At 66.2% G+C, this 17,379-nt stretch carries 15 protein-coding genes and 1 tRNA gene; 12 read left to right on the top strand and 4 right to left on the bottom strand.

Going from position 1 to position 17,379, the window contains the following annotated elements:
- Nucleotides 1-5: 5 nt before the first annotated feature.
- The 5 genes from hflC to N4261_RS18790 all read left to right on the top strand — a co-directional run bounded on the left by hflC (nucleotide 6) and on the right by N4261_RS18790 (nucleotide 4,537).
- The gene (hflC, locus tag N4261_RS18810; RefSeq protein WP_261756800.1) at nucleotides 6-917 is read left to right on the top strand and encodes a protease modulator HflC; all 912 of its coding nucleotides are present in this window, start codon (nucleotides 6-8) and stop codon (nucleotides 915-917) included.
- Between the two features lie 123 nt (nucleotides 918-1,040).
- The gene (locus N4261_RS18805; protein WP_354005374.1) at nucleotides 1,041-1,205 is read left to right on the top strand and encodes a DUF2065 domain-containing protein; all 165 of its coding nucleotides are present in this window, start codon (nucleotides 1,041-1,043) and stop codon (nucleotides 1,203-1,205) included.
- A 209-nt stretch (nucleotides 1,206-1,414) separates the two neighbouring features.
- Nucleotides 1,415-2,578, top strand: a complete 1,164-nt coding sequence (locus tag N4261_RS18800) for an ATP phosphoribosyltransferase regulatory subunit (RefSeq protein WP_261756798.1) — start codon at nucleotides 1,415-1,417, stop codon at nucleotides 2,576-2,578.
- A gap of 32 nt (nucleotides 2,579-2,610) precedes the next feature.
- Complete coding sequence (locus N4261_RS18795; RefSeq protein WP_435531952.1) at nucleotides 2,611-3,957, top strand: adenylosuccinate synthase; 1,347 nt, start codon at nucleotides 2,611-2,613, stop codon at nucleotides 3,955-3,957.
- A 58-nt stretch (nucleotides 3,958-4,015) separates the two neighbouring features.
- Nucleotides 4,016-4,537, top strand: coding sequence for a phosphoribosyltransferase (locus N4261_RS18790; RefSeq protein ID WP_261756796.1), 522 nt, complete (start codon nucleotides 4,016-4,018; stop codon nucleotides 4,535-4,537).
- Nucleotides 4,538-5,087: 550 nt separating this feature from the next.
- Here the strand turns inward: N4261_RS18790 and N4261_RS18785 are convergent.
- A tRNA-Leu gene (locus N4261_RS18785) sits at nucleotides 5,088-5,172 on the bottom strand.
- Nucleotides 5,173-5,327: 155 nt separating this feature from the next.
- Here N4261_RS18785 and rnr point away from each other — a divergent pair.
- Complete coding sequence (rnr, locus tag N4261_RS18780; protein WP_261760771.1) at nucleotides 5,328-7,739, top strand: ribonuclease R; 2,412 nt, start codon at nucleotides 5,328-5,330, stop codon at nucleotides 7,737-7,739.
- A gap of 195 nt (nucleotides 7,740-7,934) precedes the next feature.
- Here rnr and N4261_RS18775 read toward each other — a convergent pair whose 3' ends face one another.
- The 3 genes from N4261_RS18775 to N4261_RS18765 form a co-directional block, all read right to left on the bottom strand.
- Nucleotides 7,935-9,533 carry an NAD(P)H-hydrate epimerase gene (locus N4261_RS18775; protein WP_261756795.1) on the bottom strand — a complete coding sequence of 533 codons (1,599 nt, stop codon included), beginning with the start codon at nucleotides 9,531-9,533 and terminating at the stop codon, nucleotides 7,935-7,937.
- Nucleotides 9,534-9,677: 144 nt separating this feature from the next.
- Nucleotides 9,678-10,883 carry an FAD-dependent oxidoreductase gene (locus tag N4261_RS18770; RefSeq protein WP_261756794.1) on the bottom strand — a complete coding sequence of 402 codons (1,206 nt, stop codon included), beginning with the start codon at nucleotides 10,881-10,883 and terminating at the stop codon, nucleotides 9,678-9,680.
- Nucleotide 10,884: 1 nt separating this feature from the next.
- A complete protein-coding gene (locus N4261_RS18765) occupies nucleotides 10,885-12,246 on the bottom strand; it encodes an amidase (RefSeq protein ID WP_261756793.1) in 1,362 nt (453 codons plus the stop codon).
- Between the two features lie 262 nt (nucleotides 12,247-12,508).
- On the opposite strand from N4261_RS18765, the gene rpsB reads away from it, so the two are divergent.
- From rpsB to N4261_RS18735, 6 genes are all read left to right on the top strand, one after another.
- Nucleotides 12,509-13,255, top strand: a complete 747-nt coding sequence (gene rpsB / locus N4261_RS18760; protein WP_261756792.1) for a 30S ribosomal protein S2 — start codon at nucleotides 12,509-12,511, stop codon at nucleotides 13,253-13,255.
- 113 nt (nucleotides 13,256-13,368) lie between these two features.
- Nucleotides 13,369-14,268, top strand: coding sequence for a translation elongation factor Ts (gene tsf / locus N4261_RS18755; protein ID WP_261756791.1), 900 nt, complete (start codon nucleotides 13,369-13,371; stop codon nucleotides 14,266-14,268).
- A 119-nt stretch (nucleotides 14,269-14,387) separates the two neighbouring features.
- Entirely contained in the window at nucleotides 14,388-15,098 is a 711-nt protein-coding gene (pyrH, locus tag N4261_RS18750) for a UMP kinase (RefSeq protein WP_261756790.1), read from the top strand.
- A gap of 77 nt (nucleotides 15,099-15,175) precedes the next feature.
- A complete protein-coding gene (gene frr, locus N4261_RS18745) occupies nucleotides 15,176-15,736 on the top strand; it encodes a ribosome recycling factor (protein ID WP_261756789.1) in 561 nt (186 codons plus the stop codon).
- Between the two features lie 13 nt (nucleotides 15,737-15,749).
- A complete protein-coding gene (uppS, locus tag N4261_RS18740) occupies nucleotides 15,750-16,490 on the top strand; it encodes a polyprenyl diphosphate synthase (protein ID WP_261756788.1) in 741 nt (246 codons plus the stop codon).
- A gap of 1 nt (nucleotide 16,491) precedes the next feature.
- Nucleotides 16,492-17,325 (top strand): phosphatidate cytidylyltransferase, encoded by an 834-nt coding sequence (locus N4261_RS18735; RefSeq protein WP_261756787.1) that lies wholly within the window; start codon nucleotides 16,492-16,494, stop codon nucleotides 17,323-17,325.
- Nucleotides 17,326-17,379 lie beyond the last annotated feature (54 nt).

Below are 17,379 nucleotides of genomic sequence, written 5' to 3'. Positions count from 1 at the left end.
CAACAATGAATCGCATCGTTTCCGTTGTCCTGGGCCTGTTGATCCTGTTCGTCCTCCTGAGCTCGACGCTGTTTGTGGTCGACCAGCGCCAGGCCGCCGTGGTCTATTCGCTGGGTGAGATCAAGGAAGTCATCACCGAGCCGGGTCTGAAGTTCAAGCTGCCCCCGCCGCTGCAGAACGTGGTGTTCGTGGACCGTCGCGTGCAGACGCTGGACAGCCCCGATTCGCGCCCGATCTTCACCGCCGAGAAGAAGAGCCTGGTGATCGACTGGCTGGTGAAGTGGCGCATCGTCGATGCCCGCCAGTTCATTCGCAACAGCGGCACCAGCATGCGCAACCTCGACACCCGGCTCAGCCCGATCGTGCAGGCCGCGCTGAACGAAGAGGTGACCCGTCGAACCGTGCGTGCCGTGCTGGCCACCGAGCGCGAAAAGGTCATGCAGGATGTGCGCCGGCGTCTGGAAGAGGAAGCCAAGCAGTTCGGCATCGAGATCGTCGATGTGCGGGTCAAGCGGGTGGACTTCTCGTCCAACATCACCGAGGCGGTCTACAACCGCATGAAGTCGGAGCGTGTGCGCGTGGCCAACGAGCTGCGTTCGACCGGCTCGGCCGAAGGCGAGAAGATCAAGGCCGATGCCGACAAGCAACGCGAGATCATCATTGCCGAAGCCTATCGTGATGCTCAGAAGGTGATGGGTGAGGGTGATGCCAAGGCCTCCGCCCTGTACGCGGAAGCCTTCAGCCGCGATCCGGCCTTCGCGCAGTTCTATCGCTCCTTGGACGCCTATCGTTCGACCTGGCGCAGCAAGAACGATGTGATTGTGGTCGATCCGTCGAGCAGTGAGTTCTTCAAGGCACTGCGCAACGGTGCGCCGAGCGGGCAGGGCGGTGGCGCCGCCCCTTCGCCGCGCAAGTAAGCGCGTGCTGCAGTCGGCGCAGGCGTTTTGACCATGAGCGGCGCGGCTTGGTCGATGAGCGGCGCTGCGTCGTCAATGAGCGGCGCTGCCTGATCAATGAGCGGCGCAGCCTGGTGGGTCGCCGTGGCGCTGATGCTGATGGCCGAAGGGCTGATGCCATTGCTGAACCCGTCAGCGCGGCGGCGGCTCTTCGGACAACTCATGGCGATGAGCGACGGCCAACTCCGTTTTCTCGGATTGGCCAGCATGCTCTGCGGCGGACTGTTGTTGTGGATCGTCATCGGCTGATCGCTTGATCCGCTGATCGCCTGGATCTGCAGATCTCCCGATCGCACGAGCGGCGAGCGTCCTGCCTCTGGCTGCGGCGTGGATCCGTGCTGAATTGCCGTGCTGGCCGTCGCCGGAATGCGCGACGGACGATCGAGTGCGTGCGCAGTACGCCGGGGTTCGCCTCGACCCCGGTACAATGCCGTTTTTAACCCCTCCCCTGAACGTCCATGGCCTCTGCTTGGCTGCTGCCCGAGCACATTGCTGACGTCCTGCCCTCCCAGGCCCGCCGCATCGAAGAACTGCGCCGTGAGTTGCTGGACATGGCGCGGACCTACGGTTGCGAGCTGGTGATGCCTCCTATGCTGGAGCATCTCGACTCGCTGCTTTCCGGAACCGGTCAGGCACTGGATCTCAAGACCTTCAAGCTGGTGGACCAACTGTCCGGCCGCAGCTTGGGCTTGCGTGCGGACACCACACCCCAGGTGGCTCGGATCGATGCCCACCTGCTCAACCGCGACGGCGTCACCCGGCTCTGCTATTGCGGCCCGGTGCTGCATACGCGCGCCGAAGGCCTCACGGCCACCCGTGAACCGTTGCAGTTCGGCGTGGAGATCTACGGTCATCAAGGCCTGGAAGCCGACCTCGAAGCGCAGGAACTCGCCCTCGATGCGATGCAGCGCGCGGGCCTGACCGGCCTGACGTTGGATCTCGGCGATGCGCGTCTCGTGCGTGGCGTGCTCGGCGACCACACGCTGGGTGAGGACCGACTTCAAGCCCTCGTGGCCGCCATGGCCGCCAAGGATGCGGCGGGTGTGGCCGCCTTCTCCGACGAGCTCCCTCCCTCGGCCATCGACGGCCTGCAGGCGCTGCTGGGCCTGTACGGCGGCGTCGAGGTGCTGGCGCAGGCGCGTGAGCGTCTGCCCGCGCATCCGTTGATCGCCGCGGCACTGGACGACCTGGACTGGCTCATCCGCCACCTGAGGGCCTCCTACCCGGAGGTGCGCATCGGGGTGGATCTCGCCGATCTGCCGGGCTTCGGCTATTACAGCGGCGCGCGCTTTGCGCTCTACGCCGATGGCTGCAATGACGCCGTGCTGCGCGGTGGACGCTACGACGAAGTGGGTGCCGTCTTCGGTCGGCGCCGTCCGGCCGTGGGCTTCAGTCTGGATCTCAAGACCGTGGTGGGCCTGATCCCCGCCACGTCGCTGCGGGCCGCCGTGCGCGCGCCGTGGGGTGAGGATCCCGATCTCCGCGCGGCGGTGCGCCGCCTGCGGGAGCAGGGTGAAACCGTGGTCTGTGTCCTCCCAGGCCATGACCAAGAGAACGACGAATTCGAATGCGACCGCGAACTGGCCCAGGCCGGCGGTCAATGGGTGGTGCGCGCGCTCTGAGCCGCGCCCCCATCAACCAACCTCTTCATTGGATGAACAACATGCAAAGCAGTGAGATCGCGCGCGGCCGCAACGTGGTGGTGGTCGGCACCCAATGGGGTGACGAAGGCAAGGGCAAGGTCGTCGACTGGCTGACCGATCATGCCGAAGGCGTGGTCCGCTTCCAAGGCGGCCACAACGCCGGCCACACGCTGGTGATCAAGGGCGTCAAGACGGCGCTGCAATTGATCCCCTCGGGCATCATGCGCGACGGCGTGGCCTGCTACATCGGCAACGGCGTGGTGCTGGACCCCACCCATCTGATGACCGAGATCGAACGCCTGGAAAAGGCGGGCGTCGAAGTCCGCTCGCGGCTGTTCATCAGCGAGTCCTGCCCGCTGATTCTCCCGTTCCACGTCGAGGTCGACCGCGCTCGCGAATTGCTGCGCGAAAGCAGCGGCAGCGGCAAGATCGGCACCACCGGCAAGGGCATCGGCCCGGCCTATGAGGACAAGGTGGCTCGCCGCGCCCTGCGTGTGCAGGACCTGAAGCATCCGGAGCGCTTCGCCAAGAAGCTCAAGGAGCTGGTCGAACTGCACAACGTCTCGCTGTCGGGCTACCTGAAGTCCAAGCCGCTTGAATTCCAGCCGATCTACGACCACGCCATGTCGCTGGCTGAGCAGATCAAGCCGATGATGGCCGACGTGGGCTACATGCTGCACAAGGCACACCTGGCCGGCCAGAACATCCTGTTCGAAGGCGCCCAGGGAACGCTGCTGGACATCGACCACGGCACCTATCCTTACGTCACCTCCAGCAATTGCGTCGCCGGCAATGCCGCGGCGGGTGCGGGCGTGGGTCCGCAGATGCTGCACTACATGCTGGGCATCACCAAGGCCTATGCCACCCGAGTGGGTTCGGGCCCGTTCCCCACCGAGCTGGACTGGGAAACCCCCGGCACCGTCGGTCACCATCTGTCGACCGTCGGCCAGGAGCGTGGCACCGTGACCGGTCGCGCGCGTCGCTGCGGCTGGCTGGATGCGGCGGCCCTGAAGCGCTCCATCATCATCAACGGCATCAGCGGCCTGTGCCTGACCAAGCTCGATGTGCTGGATGGCCTCGCTGAAATCAACATGTGCGTGGGCTACGAGCTGCACGGCAAGCGCATCGACATCCTCCCGCTGGATGCGGACGACATCGTGGCCTGCCAGCCCATCTATGAAGTGTTCCCCGGCTGGACCGAAAGCACCTTTGGCATCACCCGCTGGGATGCGCTGCCGACCAATGCGCGCGCCTACCTGAAGCGCGTGGAAGAGGTGATCGGTGCGCCGATCGCCATGGTGTCGACCGGTCCTGACCGGGATCACACCATCTTGCTGCAGCACCCGTTCCAGGCCTGAGTTGTCCACCAGGCCGAGTTTCCTGATCTGACCCATCCATCCCTGAGGAGCCCTCCCCATGTTGACCGACGACGGCAAGCACTTGTACGTGTCCTGGGACGAATACCACTTGCTGATCGAACGCCTGGCGCTGAAGGTGCATGCCTCGGGTTGGGAGTTCGACCAGATCCTGTGCCTGGCCCGCGGCGGCATGCGGCCGGGCGACGTGCTGTCGCGCGTTTTCGACAAGCCGTTGGGCATCATGTCCACCAGCTCCTACCGCGCTGAGGCGGGCACCATCCAGGGTCGCCTGGACATTGCCAAGTACATCACCATGCCCAAGGGCGAACTGGCAGGCCGCGTGCTGCTGGTGGACGACCTGGCCGACTCGGGCGTCACGCTCAAGGCGGTGGTGGAGCGGCTGCGCGGCATGCCCTCGATCCAGGAACTGCGCTCGGCAGTCATCTGGACCAAGAGCGTCTCGACCTACACGCCGGACTATTACGTCGATCTGCTGACCACCAGCCCATGGATCCATCAGCCGTTCGAGGACTACGACGCGCTGCGGCCTGATGCGCTGGCGAAGAAGTTTGCGATCTGAGGTCTGAGATCTGAGATCTTGGGCGTACTCGCTCTGATGGAGAAAAGGGCCGGCAGTGATGCTGGCCCTTTTCTTTTGCGCGACGGATTTGCGGGGGTGGCAGAGGTTTGGGGCGGTGCGTCGCCCCTTCTCCAAGCGGGGTCGCGGGTCGGTGATGGCGTCCTGCGCTCGACCGAGCAGGAAGCGGCGCAAGCTGCGGGCTCGGTCCGCTCAGACGCTGCCGCATTCGCTCCCCGAGCCCGCAGCTTGCGCCGCTTCGATCGACCGAGCCGATCGACCAAGCCGATCGACCGAGCCGAGCCGAGCGACGAATCACGAATGACGGCGAGTCTCCCGTTCGAGTTGCTGCGATCCGCTGAGGCAATGAGACGTGCCCCTGAGTCGCAGAGCCGCCGGACCGATACCCAGCGCGAAGTGTGAGGACCACACAGTCGCTCGAAGCGATGGCCCTCGTGGGGAGGGGGCGGCGTCATCCGGTACGGGTGGGGCGCGGCATCGCTGCGGGCACAAAAAAAGCAACCGGCGCGAGGCCGGTTGCTTTATTGGAATTTGGTGCCCAGGAGAGGACTCGAACCTCCACGGAGTTACCCGCTAGTACCTGAAACTAGTGCGTCTACCAATTCCGCCACCTGGGCAAGGTCCAAAAGAAGTACTAAGAAACTGTGCTCAAGAACCTCAATGGAAGTTATCCTTGAACCTTCAATCTCTAGAACCGCTTTGGCGTTTCAGGAAAGACTTGGATTCTACTAGCAAAAACTTCAAGGGCGCAAGCGCCTCATCCGGGCAACTGATGGGTGAGGTCGAAGGCACTGTTCAAGGTCATCGCGACGGGCACGGATTTCTGATGCCCGACGACGGTCAGGCGGACGTCTACCTGTCGTCGCAAGAGATGCACGCCGTGATGCACGGCGACCGTCTACGGGTGAGAGTCGTTCGACTCGATAAACGCGGTCGTCCCGAAGGGCGCGTGCTCGAAATCCTGAATCGCCGCAAAAAGCCCATCATCGGCCGGCTGCTGCTGGAGTCAGGCATCTGGCTCGTGGCGCCCGAAGACAAGCGCTACGGCCAGGACATCCTGATCCCGAAGAACGCCATCGCCAATGCCACCGCCGGCCAGATCGTCGCGGTGGAACTGACCGAACCGCCCTCGCTGTATTCGCAGCCGGTGGGCCGCGTCACGGAAGTGCTGGGCGAGATCGATGATCCCGGCATGGAGATCGAGATCGCGGTGCGCAAGTACGAGGTGCCGCACGCCTTCAGTCCCGACACGCTGGCCCAGGCCGCGAAACTGCCGGACAAGGTCCGCGCGGTGGACATGAAGAACCGCATCGACCTGCGCGATGTCGCGCTGGTCACGATCGACGGCGAAGACGCACGCGACTTCGACGACGCGGTGTATTGCGAGCCGCACAAGCAAGGTCGCGGCAAGACCGCTTTCAAGGGCTGGCGCCTGCTGGTGGCCATCGCCGACGTCAGCCATTACGTCAAGCCCGGCGAGGCGCTGGACCACGATGCCTATGAGCGCGCCACCTCGGTCTACTTCCCGCGTCGCGTCATCCCGATGCTGCCGGAGAAGCTGTCCAACGGCTTGTGCTCGCTGAATCCGGATCAGGACCGTCTCTCGATGGTCTGCGACATGCTGGTGGACGAGGCCGGCGAAGTGCAGGCCTATCAGTTCTATCCGGCGGTCATCAACTCGCATGCGCGCCTGACCTACACCGAAGTCGCTGCGATCCTGGGCAACACCCATGGTCCGGAAGCCGCGAAGCGGCGCACGCTGGTGCCGCATCTGCTGCATCTGCATGAGGTCTACCGTGCGCTGCTGTCGCAACGCGCCAAGCGGGGTGCGGTCGACTTCGAGACCACCGAGACGCAGATCATCTGCGACGACAACGGCCGTATCGAGAAGATCGTCCCACGCACCCGCAACGAAGCCCATCGCCTGATCGAAGAGGCCATGCTCGCGGCGAACGTCTGCGCGGCGGACTTCATCGCCGGTGGCAAGCATGCGTCGCTCTACCGTGTCCACGAAGGCCCGACGCCGGAAAAGCGCACCTCGCTGCAGGCCTACCTGCGCGCGCTGGGCATCGGCATGGGCATCAGCGACGATCCGACGCCGGGCGAGTTCCAGGCGATCGCGCAGTCCACCAAGGACCGCCCGGACGCCACGCAGATCCACGCCATGTTGCTGCGCTCGATGCAGCAGGCGATCTATACGCCGATGAATGCGGGCCACTTCGGCTTGGCCTACCAGGCGTATACCCACTTCACCAGCCCGATCCGTCGCTATCCCGACCTGTTGGTGCATCGCGTCATCAAGTCGCTGCTGGGGAACAAGAAGTACACCCTGGACGCGCACAAGATGGACGCGGCCAACCCGATGCCCAAGCGGCCCGGGCGCCCCACCAAGACCCTGACGCCGGCGACGGCCTCCACCGAGGTCGAACGCTGGGAAATCGTCGGCGCGCATTGCAGCGCCAATGAACGCCGTGCTGACGAGGCCTCACGCGATGTCGAGGCCTGGCTCAAGTGCCGCTTCATGCGCGACCACCTGGGTGAGGAGTTCTCCGGCACGGTCAGCGCCGTCACCAGCTTCGGTTTGTTCGTGCAGCTCGATGCGCTCTATGTCGAGGGCCTGATCCACATCACCGAGCTCGGTGGCGAGTACTTCCGTTTCGACGATGTCCGCCAGGAGCTCCGCGGCGAACGCACCGGCATCCGCTATGCCACCGGCGCGCGGGTGCAGGTGCAGGTCAGTCGCGTGGATCTGGACGGTCGCAAGATCGACTTCCGACTGGTCCGCGAGCAGGATGAAGCCCGCCAGCTGCAGCGCGCCATGCGCGATAAACACGGCGATTCCCGCCGGCACGACAAGCGCGGCGACAAGCGCGTGCGCCGCGAAGCCGCGGCCGCGCCTGCTGCCACCGTCGAGCCGATGCCGATGCCGCCCCCGGATCCGCCGACCGCTGTCGACGCCCTGGAGCGCATTGAGCAAGCGGACCGCGCCCTGAAGGTGGAGCGCCGCAAGGCGGCTCGAGCCACGAAGAGTGCGTCGACCCATCCGGTCAAGGCCGTGAAGCAGACGGCGCGCACCGCCGTCAAGTCGGTGGCGGGCAAGGCCAGCGGCGCTGTGGGTGGAGGTGGCAAGGGCGCCGGCGCGACCAAGTCCGCCACGCGACGCAAACGCGGCGGCGGGGGCTGACCCCGGGTCTGCGCTCGACGCAGGCACCGTCGAATCGCCACACTGAAAGGGCGCTCGAAACCTCGAGCGCCCTTTGTCCATCTGTTCCCGCTGACGGCCCTCTGTGGATGGGTCAACGAGCCCGGAAGGCGGTGTTCGATCGTGTGTCCACGTCGCACGTCACACGTCGGCCGGATCAGTGACGGCGTCTGGCCTTCATGGGGCGCGTTCATGGAGCCGGGCCATGGCGGCCACGAGATCCGCCGCCAGCAGCGGGCCGTGATGGGACTCGGCCGCTGCGCCGTGCCAGGCCACGGCCGCGCATGCCAATTCAAATGGCGATATGTCGAGCGCCTGAGCCCAAAGGCCGCCAATCCAGCCCGCCAGCACATCGCCGGTGCCTGCGGTGGACAGTGCGGAAGAGCCAGTGCTGTTGATGGCGAGTTGGGGGCTGCCGTCTCGCGTCTCTCCGAGTGTCATCGCGCCAGCGTGTCCGTGGGACCGGTCGCCGAGCGAGGAGGTGATGTCCAGGCCATCCGCTGCGATCACGGATCCGGAGCCCTTGACCACCACGCAACACTGGAAACGTCGCGCCAATGCCTGCGCGGCAGCGATGCGATCCGCCTGCACCTCGGCAGCACCGGGCAACCCCAGCAATCGAGCCGCTTCCAGCGGATGAGGCGTCATCACTGTGCGAAGTCCGAGTCGCGCTCGGCCCACCACGGCGGCTTGCAGCGCCGGATCGGCGGCCACCAGGTTGAGCGCGTCTGCATCCAGCACCAGTCGTGCGACGTGCGGCAGCAGTCGACTGAGCGGCGGGGCGATCGCGGTCCCGCCACCGCATCCGCAGACGGCGACCCCATCTCGCCAGGAGGTCGCCGGTTCGTCCCACCGCTTGGGATCCCAATGCATCAGTTCTGGACGAGGTGGCCAGGGTTGCCCGTCATCTTCGGGCAGCGCGGCATACACCCGGCCGGCGCCGGCGGTCAGTGCGGCGGAAGCCGCGAGCCAGGCCGCCCCGCGCATGTGAGGGGCGCCGCCCAGGACCACGACATCGCCGTGTCGTCCCTTGTGGCTGGTGGCGGCGCGTGCGTACGCCTGCTGCCAATCGAGGATCCGCGACCGTCCGATGAGCTGAGCGGATGCTGGCTCCGTCGAGCGCTCGCCGAGGTCGTCAAACCACAGTTGTCCGCAGCGATCCCGTCCTTCGCCGGTCAGCAGTCCCGGCTTGAGCGTCAGCAGCGAGAGTGTGTGGTCGGCGTGCACCGTGTCGTGGCCGAGCGGGCGACCCGTGTTGGCATGCAGTCCGCTGGGCAGGTCCACAGCCAGCACCAGCGCGCCGTCGGCACGCATGGCACGCAGCAGGCGGATCGCCGCGGCGATGTCGCCCTCCGCCGGACGGCTGGCGCCAAGCCCCAGCAGCGCATCGATGACCAGGTCGGCACGTGTCGGTGGGGCGGATGGCAAGGCTGAGCACTGAATCCCCGCACCCACTTGCAGGCGCTTGAGTGCGTGGTCTGCGTCGGATCCATCCGTGGCGGATGGCCCGACGTGAATGACGTCCACCGTCCAGCCCTGCAGGGCCAGGTGTCGTGCAGCGATCAAGCCATCGCCGCCGTTGTTCCCGGGGCCCGCAAACACCACCGCGCGCTGCGCGTGGGGCGCCAGCGCCAAGGCCAGCCGGGCCACGGCCAAGCCCGCCCGTTCGATCAGGGTGTGGGCGGGATGGCGCCCGAGCGCGGCGGCCTCTTGGCGTCGGCTGGCAGCGGCGTCGTGAAGGGGCCAATCGCGCGTGGTCGGAAGCAGCGGATGCATGCGGCTGACTCTACCTGTGAAGCCGCGCGTTGGCGGTCCGGATGGCTGCTGCCTTGCCCTTCATTGCCCGGCGTCAAGCCTCAGGGCAGGGGACTCACTGCCATCAGCGGCTCCGGGCGGCCTTTCGCGGTCACGAGGTGCGGGTCACTTCAACCGTGCGGGCTCGAGCATCGACACGTCGATCTCCGGATCCCGCTTGACGAGCCGGCCCGCCAGCAGTTGTGCCGCGCCGGCCGCCAGCGCCCAGCCCCATTCGCCATGACCGATGTTCAGCCAGACGCCCGGCAGTCCGCTGTCGCCGATCAGGGGCAGCTCATCGGGCAGCATCGGCCGTGCGGCCTTCCATCGCTGCTGTCCGCTGGCCAACAACGCGCCGGGGAACCAGTCATGCGAGGCCTGATGGAGTGCGCCCATGGACTTGCCGTCCGGCTGGTTGCCGGATCCGCCCAGTTCGTGCGCGCCGCCGACCCGCACCCGCTGTCCCAGGCGAGTCAGGGTGACCGACAGGCTCATGTCGACCACCGTCGCACGCGGTCCGAGGTCGGGATGCGCCTCCAGCAAGCGCAGCGGTGCGGTCAGACTGTGGGCGTGGACGGTGGCCCAGGGCAGGCGCAGACCGATGGGCGAGAGCAGCGAGGCTGCGCCCTTGCCGGCGCAGACGATCACGGCGTCGACACGCGGGGGCTGTCCGGTGGCCAGATGCAAGGCCGGCTGGGTGCCCGGTTCAATGCGCAGCACCTCGGCATTGAAGTGCCACTGCACGCCCAGGCGTTGGGCCTCCTGCTTCAGCGCCTGGCTGAACTGACGGGCATTGGCGGCTTCGTCCTGGGGCAGATGAAGGCCGCCTGCCAGCGGCGTGTCGGGATTGAGGCCGGGCTCGACCTCGCGGCATCCGTCGGGATCCAGCGCGCGATGGGGGACCTGTCGCTCCTGCAGGCGCGCCAGCAGTGGTGCCGCGGCCTTGTGGTCCTTGGCATGGCGCCACAGCAGCAGGATGCCGGCCTCGCGTTCGACCTCCAGCTGAAGTTCGCGGCGCCACACGGCCGTCAGCGCCTGGCCGCGCAGGGCGAGGGCATGAACGCCCGCCGCCACGGGCTGGGAGGCGCTGGCGCGACGGGCCCGCCAATGGGCCCAGCGCCAGCCCAGTTGACGAGGCGCGCCCCGCCAGCTCAATGGCCAGGCGGGGCGGGCGGCCATCAGTCCGGGGGCGATCAAACCGGGGGGCGCAAAGCTCGCGCCAGTGGCCACACTGGTGTCCCGCTCGAAGACATGGACCTCGTGGCCCTGCAATGCCAGTTCGTAGGCGCTGGTGACGCCGGCCAGGCCGGCGCCGATCACGGCAACTCGCATGTCAGTGCGCCTCCGCGATCGGGGTCAGCGCGGCTTCCACGTCGGCCGCGGTGCTGAGCAGCGTCGCGTCCTGCAGACCGGGCGCCCAGAGCATCAGCCCCATCGGCAATTCATCGGGCCGATGGCAGGGCAGTGACAGGGCGCACCCGTCCAGCAGATTCACCACCGAGGGATTGCGCAGCAAGCGGGCGTTGGTGGCGAAGAACAGGCCGTCGCTGAGCAGCAAAGGGGCGATCTCCGGGGCTTGCGTCGGCACGGTGGGACTGAGCACGGCGTCATAGCCGTTCAGGGCGAGGGTCATGTCGTGGATCCAGCGACGTCGGGCGTCGAGCAGGGCGTGATAGTGATCGGGGAGGATGGTTTCGCCGCGCCGGATGCGCAGCGCCACACGGGGGTCGTACAGGGCACCCCGCGTGGCCAAGCGGTCGCGATGCCACTGCCAGCTCTCGAAGGCTGGCAAGCCGCCACCGGCCTGCAGCTCGGCGACGCGGGTCAGCGCAGGAATCGAGCACACCTCGATCTGGGCACCCGCCGCGCGCAGCACGGACAGCGCGCGCTCGAACGCCTGCGCCACGGCGGGTTCCAGATCGTCCTGCATCAGTTCCTGGACCACTGCCAGGCGCCGCTGCGCCAGGGGCCGGCGATCGGGCTTCACGGTCTGGCCGGACAGCAGCCCATGCAGCAGCGCCGCGTCGCGCACCGAGCGCGTGATCGCGCCGGCCGTGTCCAGTGAGGGCGACAGCGGAATGCACCGATCCAGCGGAATGCAGCGCGCCGTGCTCTTGAAGCCGACCAGTCCCTGCAGCGCGGCAGGAATGCGCAGCGAGCCACCGGTGTCGGTGCCCAGTGCGGCCCAGGCGGCGCCGGTCGACACGCTGACCGCACCGCCGGAGGTGGAGCCGCCCGGGATCCGGTCGAGTCCATCGAGCAATCGGGTGACCGGGTTGACCGGCGTCCCATGGTGCGGGTTCAGTCCCACGCCCGAAAAGGCGAACTCGCTCAGGTTGGTGTGCCCGATCAGCGCCGCCCCAGCAGCGCGGAGGCGGGCCACGGCGGGTGCATCGTCGTCAGCAGGCACCGCATCGGCCAGGCTGGCGGATGCGGCGGTAGTGGGGTGGCCAGCCACATCGAACAGATCCTTCACCGAGAGCGACAGCCCGCCTAGCGCCGGCAGCGCTTCCCCGCGGGCGAGGCGGGCGTCGACATGGGCCGCCACGGCGGTGGCTTCGTCGAAGAAGGTGCGGATGAACACCCGCTCGCAGGCGGGGCTGCGGGCGCGTTCCAGGCTGTGCGAGAGAAGGGTGCGAGCGTCACAGCGGCCCTCGCGCAATTGCGTCAGGGCCTCGGTCAGATCGATCGGCATGCAGAAGTTGGTTATACTCTTCGGGTTTTTGCCGGATAAGCCAACCAAGGCGGTTGGACACCGGCATCAACGCGGGGTGCGAAGCACAGGGGTTCAGGTTCAGGTCCAGTGGGGCGTTCGCAAGAACGTTCACACGCTGATTCGGGACCGAAGTCCTTGAAACACCTCGCAAATTCGCGGATCCGGCGATCAAAGGTGTTGCAGCGGTTAATAGACGTTGCAATTCGTGCCGGATTCTAGAACCAACCTTCGGAGTGAAGATATGTCCGTCACGATGCGTGAGATGCTGGAAGCCGGCGTCCATTTTGGTCACCAAACCCGCTTCTGGAACCCCAAGATGGCCCCGTATATCTACGGCCATCGCAACAAGATCCACATCATCAACCTCGAGAAGACGCTGCCCGCGTTCGAGGAAGCCCTCAAGTTCGTGCGCCAGCTGTCTGCCAAGCGCGGCACGATCCTGATGGTCGGCACCAAGCGCCAGGCCCGCGACATCGTCGCCGCTGAAGCCGAGCGCGCTGGCGTGCCCAGCGTGAACCAGCGTTGGCTGGGCGGCACGCTGACCAACTTCAAGACGGTCAAGACCTCGCTGAAGAAGCTCAAGGACATGCAGACGCAAGTCGACGCCGGCACGCAGCCTTCCATCAAGAAGGAAGCCCTGATGTTCCAGCGTGACATTTCCAAGCTGGAAAAGAACATCGGCGGCATCCAGGACATGGCTGCCCTGCCGGACGCGCTGTTCGTGATCGACGTCGGCTATCACAAGATTGCCGTGGCCGAAGCCAAGAAGCTGGGCATTCCGGTCATCGGCGTGGTGGACACCAACCATTCGCCCATCGGCATCGACTATGTGATCCCGGGCAACGACGACTCCGCCAAGGCCGTCGCCCTGTACGCCAAGGCTGTGGCCGACGCGGTCCTGGAAGGTCGCGCCAATTCGTCGCACGAGCAAGTCCAGCCCGTGGCCGCCGAAGGCGACGAATTCGTGGAAGTCAACGAAGGCGCGTAAGCCTTCTGACTGCCCGTCAGGGTTCCACAAGGGGGCTGATTCAGCCCCTTTTTTCCAATCAGATTTCAGCAGGCCCGGCGTTGTTCGCGGGCCTGTGACCCACGGAGATTGAAATGGCTGCAATTACCGCAAGCATGGTTGCCGAGCTGCGCGCCCGCACGGACTCGCCGATGATGGAGTGCAAGAAGGCGCTGACCGAAGCCGACGGCGACATGGTTCGCGCGGAAGAGATCCTGCGCGTCAAGCTGGGCAACAAGGCCGGCAAGGCCGCGTCGCGCATCACCGCTGAAGGCGTGGTCGCCGCCGCTGTGGTCGGCAACGCCGGCGCGCTGGTCGAAGTGAACTGCGAAACCGACTTCGTGTCGAAGAACGACGCGTTCCTGGCCTTCGTCAACGCCGTCGCCGGCCTGATCGCCGAGCACAACCCGGCCGACGTCGACGCGCTGGTTGCGCTGCCGCTGTCCCAGGAAAGCTTCGGCCCGACGGTCGAAGACGTTCGCAAGGGCCTGATCGGCAAGATCGGCGAGAACATGACGATCCGCCGCTTCAAGCGCTACGCCTCGGGCGCCAAGCTGGCCTCCTACCTGCACGGCACCCGCATCGGCGTGCTGGTCGAGTTCGACGGTGACGAAGTCGCCGCCAAGGACGTCGCCATGCACGTGGCCGCCATGAAGCCGGCGGCGCTGTCGTCTGCCGAAGTGCCGGCCGAGCTGGTGGAGAAGGAACGCAAGATCGCCGCCGAGAAGGCTGCCGAATCCGGCAAGCCGGCCGAAATCGTCGCCAAGATGGTCGACGGCTCGGTGCAGAAGTTCCTGAAGGAAGTCTCGCTGCTGGACCAGGTCTTCGTGAAGGCCGCCGACGGCAAGCAGACCGTCGCCCAGATGCTGAAGGACAAGGCCACCACGGTGAAGTCCTTCACCCTGTACGTGGTCGGCGAAGGCATCGAGAAGAAGGTGGACGACTTCGCAGCGGAAGTGGCTGCGCAAGTGGCCGCCGCCAGCAAGGGGCAATAAGCTCCCTGACTCAAAAGGGCGCCTCTGGCGCCCTTTACACTTGTGCCTGCGCCTGCCCCTGAGCGCTGCCCACAAGGGCTCGTGCAGGCGCATCCCATCGCTGTAATGAAGAGGTAACAATGCCCGCGCACAAACGCATCCTGCTCAAGCTCTCTGGCGAAGCCCTGATGGGCGATGATGCCTACGGTATCAACCGCGCGACCATCGTTCGCATGGTCCAGGAGATCCAGGAAGTCACGCGTCTCGGCGTGGAAGTCGCCGTCGTGATCGGTGGCGGCAACATCTTCCGCGGCGTGGCGGGCGGTTCGGTGGGCATGGACCGCGCGACAGCGGACTACATGGGCATGCTGGCCACGGTGATGAACTCGCTGGCCCTGGCCGACACCATGCGCCAGGAAGGCATGACCGCCCGCGTGATGTCCGCCATCGCGATCGAGCAGGTGGTCGAGCCCTACGTGCGCCCCAAGGCCTTGCAGTACCTCGAAGAGGGCAAGGTCGTTGTCTTCGCTGCCGGAACCGGCAACCCCTTCTTCACCACCGATACCGCCGCTGCGCTGCGCGGCGCCGAGATCGGTGCGGAAATCGTGCTGAAGGCCACCAAGGTGGACGGCGTGTACAGCGCCGATCCGAAGAAGGATCCCAACGCCACGCGTTACTCGCGGATCAGCTTCGACGAAGCCATCAGCAAGAACCTGCAAGTCCTGGACGCCACCGCCTTCGCGCTGTGCCGCGACCAGAAACTGCCGATCAAGGTGTTCTCGATCTTCAAGGCCGGCGCGCTCAAGCGCGTGGTGATGGGTGAAGACGAAGGCACCTTGGTGCACGTCTGACCGGACTGGCGCGTTAGAGACTGTCACGGGCATCGCAGTGCCCGTGAGCGTGCCGTCCCCTGATCGAGGAAAAGAACATGACCACTGCCGACATCAAGAAGAACGCTGAAACCAAGATGGCCAAGTCCATCGAGGCGTTCAAGTCCGAACTGCAGAAGATCCGCACCGGCCGTGCCCACCCCGGCATCCTGGACCAGGTGCAGGTCGATTACTACGGCTCGCCGGTGCCGATCTCCCAGGTTGCCAACGTCAGCCTGCTCGATGCCCGCACCCTGAGCGTGCAGCCCTGGGAAAAGGGCATGGGCGCGAAGATCGAGAAGGCCATCCGCGAATCTGATCTGGGCCTGAACCCCGCGTCGCAAGGCGACCTGATCCGCGTGCCGATGCCGCCGCTGTCGGAAGAGCGTCGCCGCGATCTGATCAAGGTGGTGAAGAACACCGCCGAGGATGCCAAGGTCGCCGTGCGCAACCTGCGCCGTGACGCCAACGAGCAGGCCAAGAAGCTCGCCAAGGACAAGCAGATCACCGAAGACGACGAGCGCCGCAGCCAGGACGAAGTCCAGAAGCTGACCGACCGCGTGGTCTCCGACATCGACAAACTGGTCTCGGCAAAGGAAGCCGAGATCATGGCCGTCTGAGCGCGCGGATTTCGTGAGTGCCGACAACAAGGCGGGCGTGCCCCGCCATGTCGCCATCGTCATGGATGGCAACGGACGCTGGGCCAAGAAGCGATTTCTCCCCCGGTTCTTCGGACACAAGCAAGGCGTCGATGCGCTGGTGCGGGTGGTCCAGGCCTGCATCGACCGCGAGATCGAGTACCTGACCGTCTTCGCCTTCTCCAGCGAGAACTGGAAGCGTCCGAGCGACGAGGTCTCCGGCCTGATGGGCCTGGTGCTGGCGGCGGTCTCCCGCTACCTCGCCCGCATGGGCGCGATGGGTGTGCGCATCCGCATCGTCGGGGACCGCGAAGCGGTGTCCGACAAGCTGCGCGCTGCCTGGGCCGAGGCGGAGGGCTCCACGGCCCACAACTCGAAGCTGACGCTCAATGTGGCGTTCAACTACGGCGGCCGCTGGGACATCGTCCAGGCTTGTCGCCGTGCCATCGAGGCCGGCGTGCCCGCCGCGGACCTGACCGAAGCCAAGCTCTCCGAGTACATGGCCATGAGCTATGCGCCCGATCCCGATCTGTTCATCCGGACTGGCGGCGAACTGCGCATCAGCAACTTCATGCTCTGGCAGACGGCCTACACCGAGTTCGTGTTCTCCGACTGCCTGTGGCCGGAGTTCGGCGAAGCGCAACTGGACGAGGCCATCGCCGCGTTCCGGGCCCGCGATCGTCGCTTCGGCGGTGTGAACCTGCCCGGCCAAGCCGCGGCCACCCAGGAAGCCTGACATGCTGCTGCAACGAGTCATCACCGCCATCGTCCTGCTGGCGCTGCTGTTGCCCGCGCTGTTCGCCGCGAGCCCATGGCCCTTCGGGCTGCTGACGCTGGTGATGATCGCTGCGGCCGGCTGGGAATGGTCCCGGCTGAACGGCCTTCCCGGGGTGCCCGCACTGGCCTTTGGTGCGGCGTTGGCGGCGGCGTGCGCTGCCACGGTGTACGCCGTGGGCTTCCAGGTGCCGGCGTGGTGTTGGTGGCTGGTGGGCGGCGTGTGGGTGCTGGGCGGGGTCCATGCGCTGCGCGTCGGCGTGGCGGGCTGGCCCAAGCTGCCGGTCGGTCTGCGATTGGTGCTGGGGGCGGTGCTGCTGTGGGCCGCCTGGCTCGCGTTGGTCGTGGCGCGTGCACGCGGCATCAACTTCCTGCTGTCGGCGATGTGTCTGGTCTGGATGGCCGACATTGCCGCCTATTTCGCAGGCAAGGCCTTCGGCAAGCGTAAGCTGGCGCCGGCGATCAGCCCCGGCAAGAGCTGGGAAGGTGCCATCGGCGGTCTCTTGGGCGTGATCGTGCTGGGCTTTGTCTGGGTGCATGTGATTGATGTGCGGGTCGCGGTCGATTCGGCCAGCCTTTACAGCGTGCTGGTGGGGCGCATCGGCGTGGTGGCGATCCTGGCTCTCGTGTTCCTGTCGGCGATGAGCGTCGTCGGCGATCTGTTTGAATCGCTGGTCAAGCGGGCCGCGGGTGCCAAGGACAGCAGCCAGTTGCTGCCGGGTCACGGCGGCGTGCTGGACCGTGTGGATGCGCTGTTGCCGGTGCTGCCGCTGGCCTTGGCCTTGAGTTCGCTCTGATCGTTTCCAACGAATCGATCGAATCGATCGATTCGATCCTTCCGACTGTTCGAC

This window comes from Roseateles amylovorans, from assembly GCF_025398155.2.
Lineage (GTDB): Bacteria > Pseudomonadota > Gammaproteobacteria > Burkholderiales > Burkholderiaceae_C > Roseateles > Roseateles amylovorans.
Note: the sequence above shows the minus strand (reverse complement) of the source record. Positions and strands in the feature narration are given on the sequence as shown.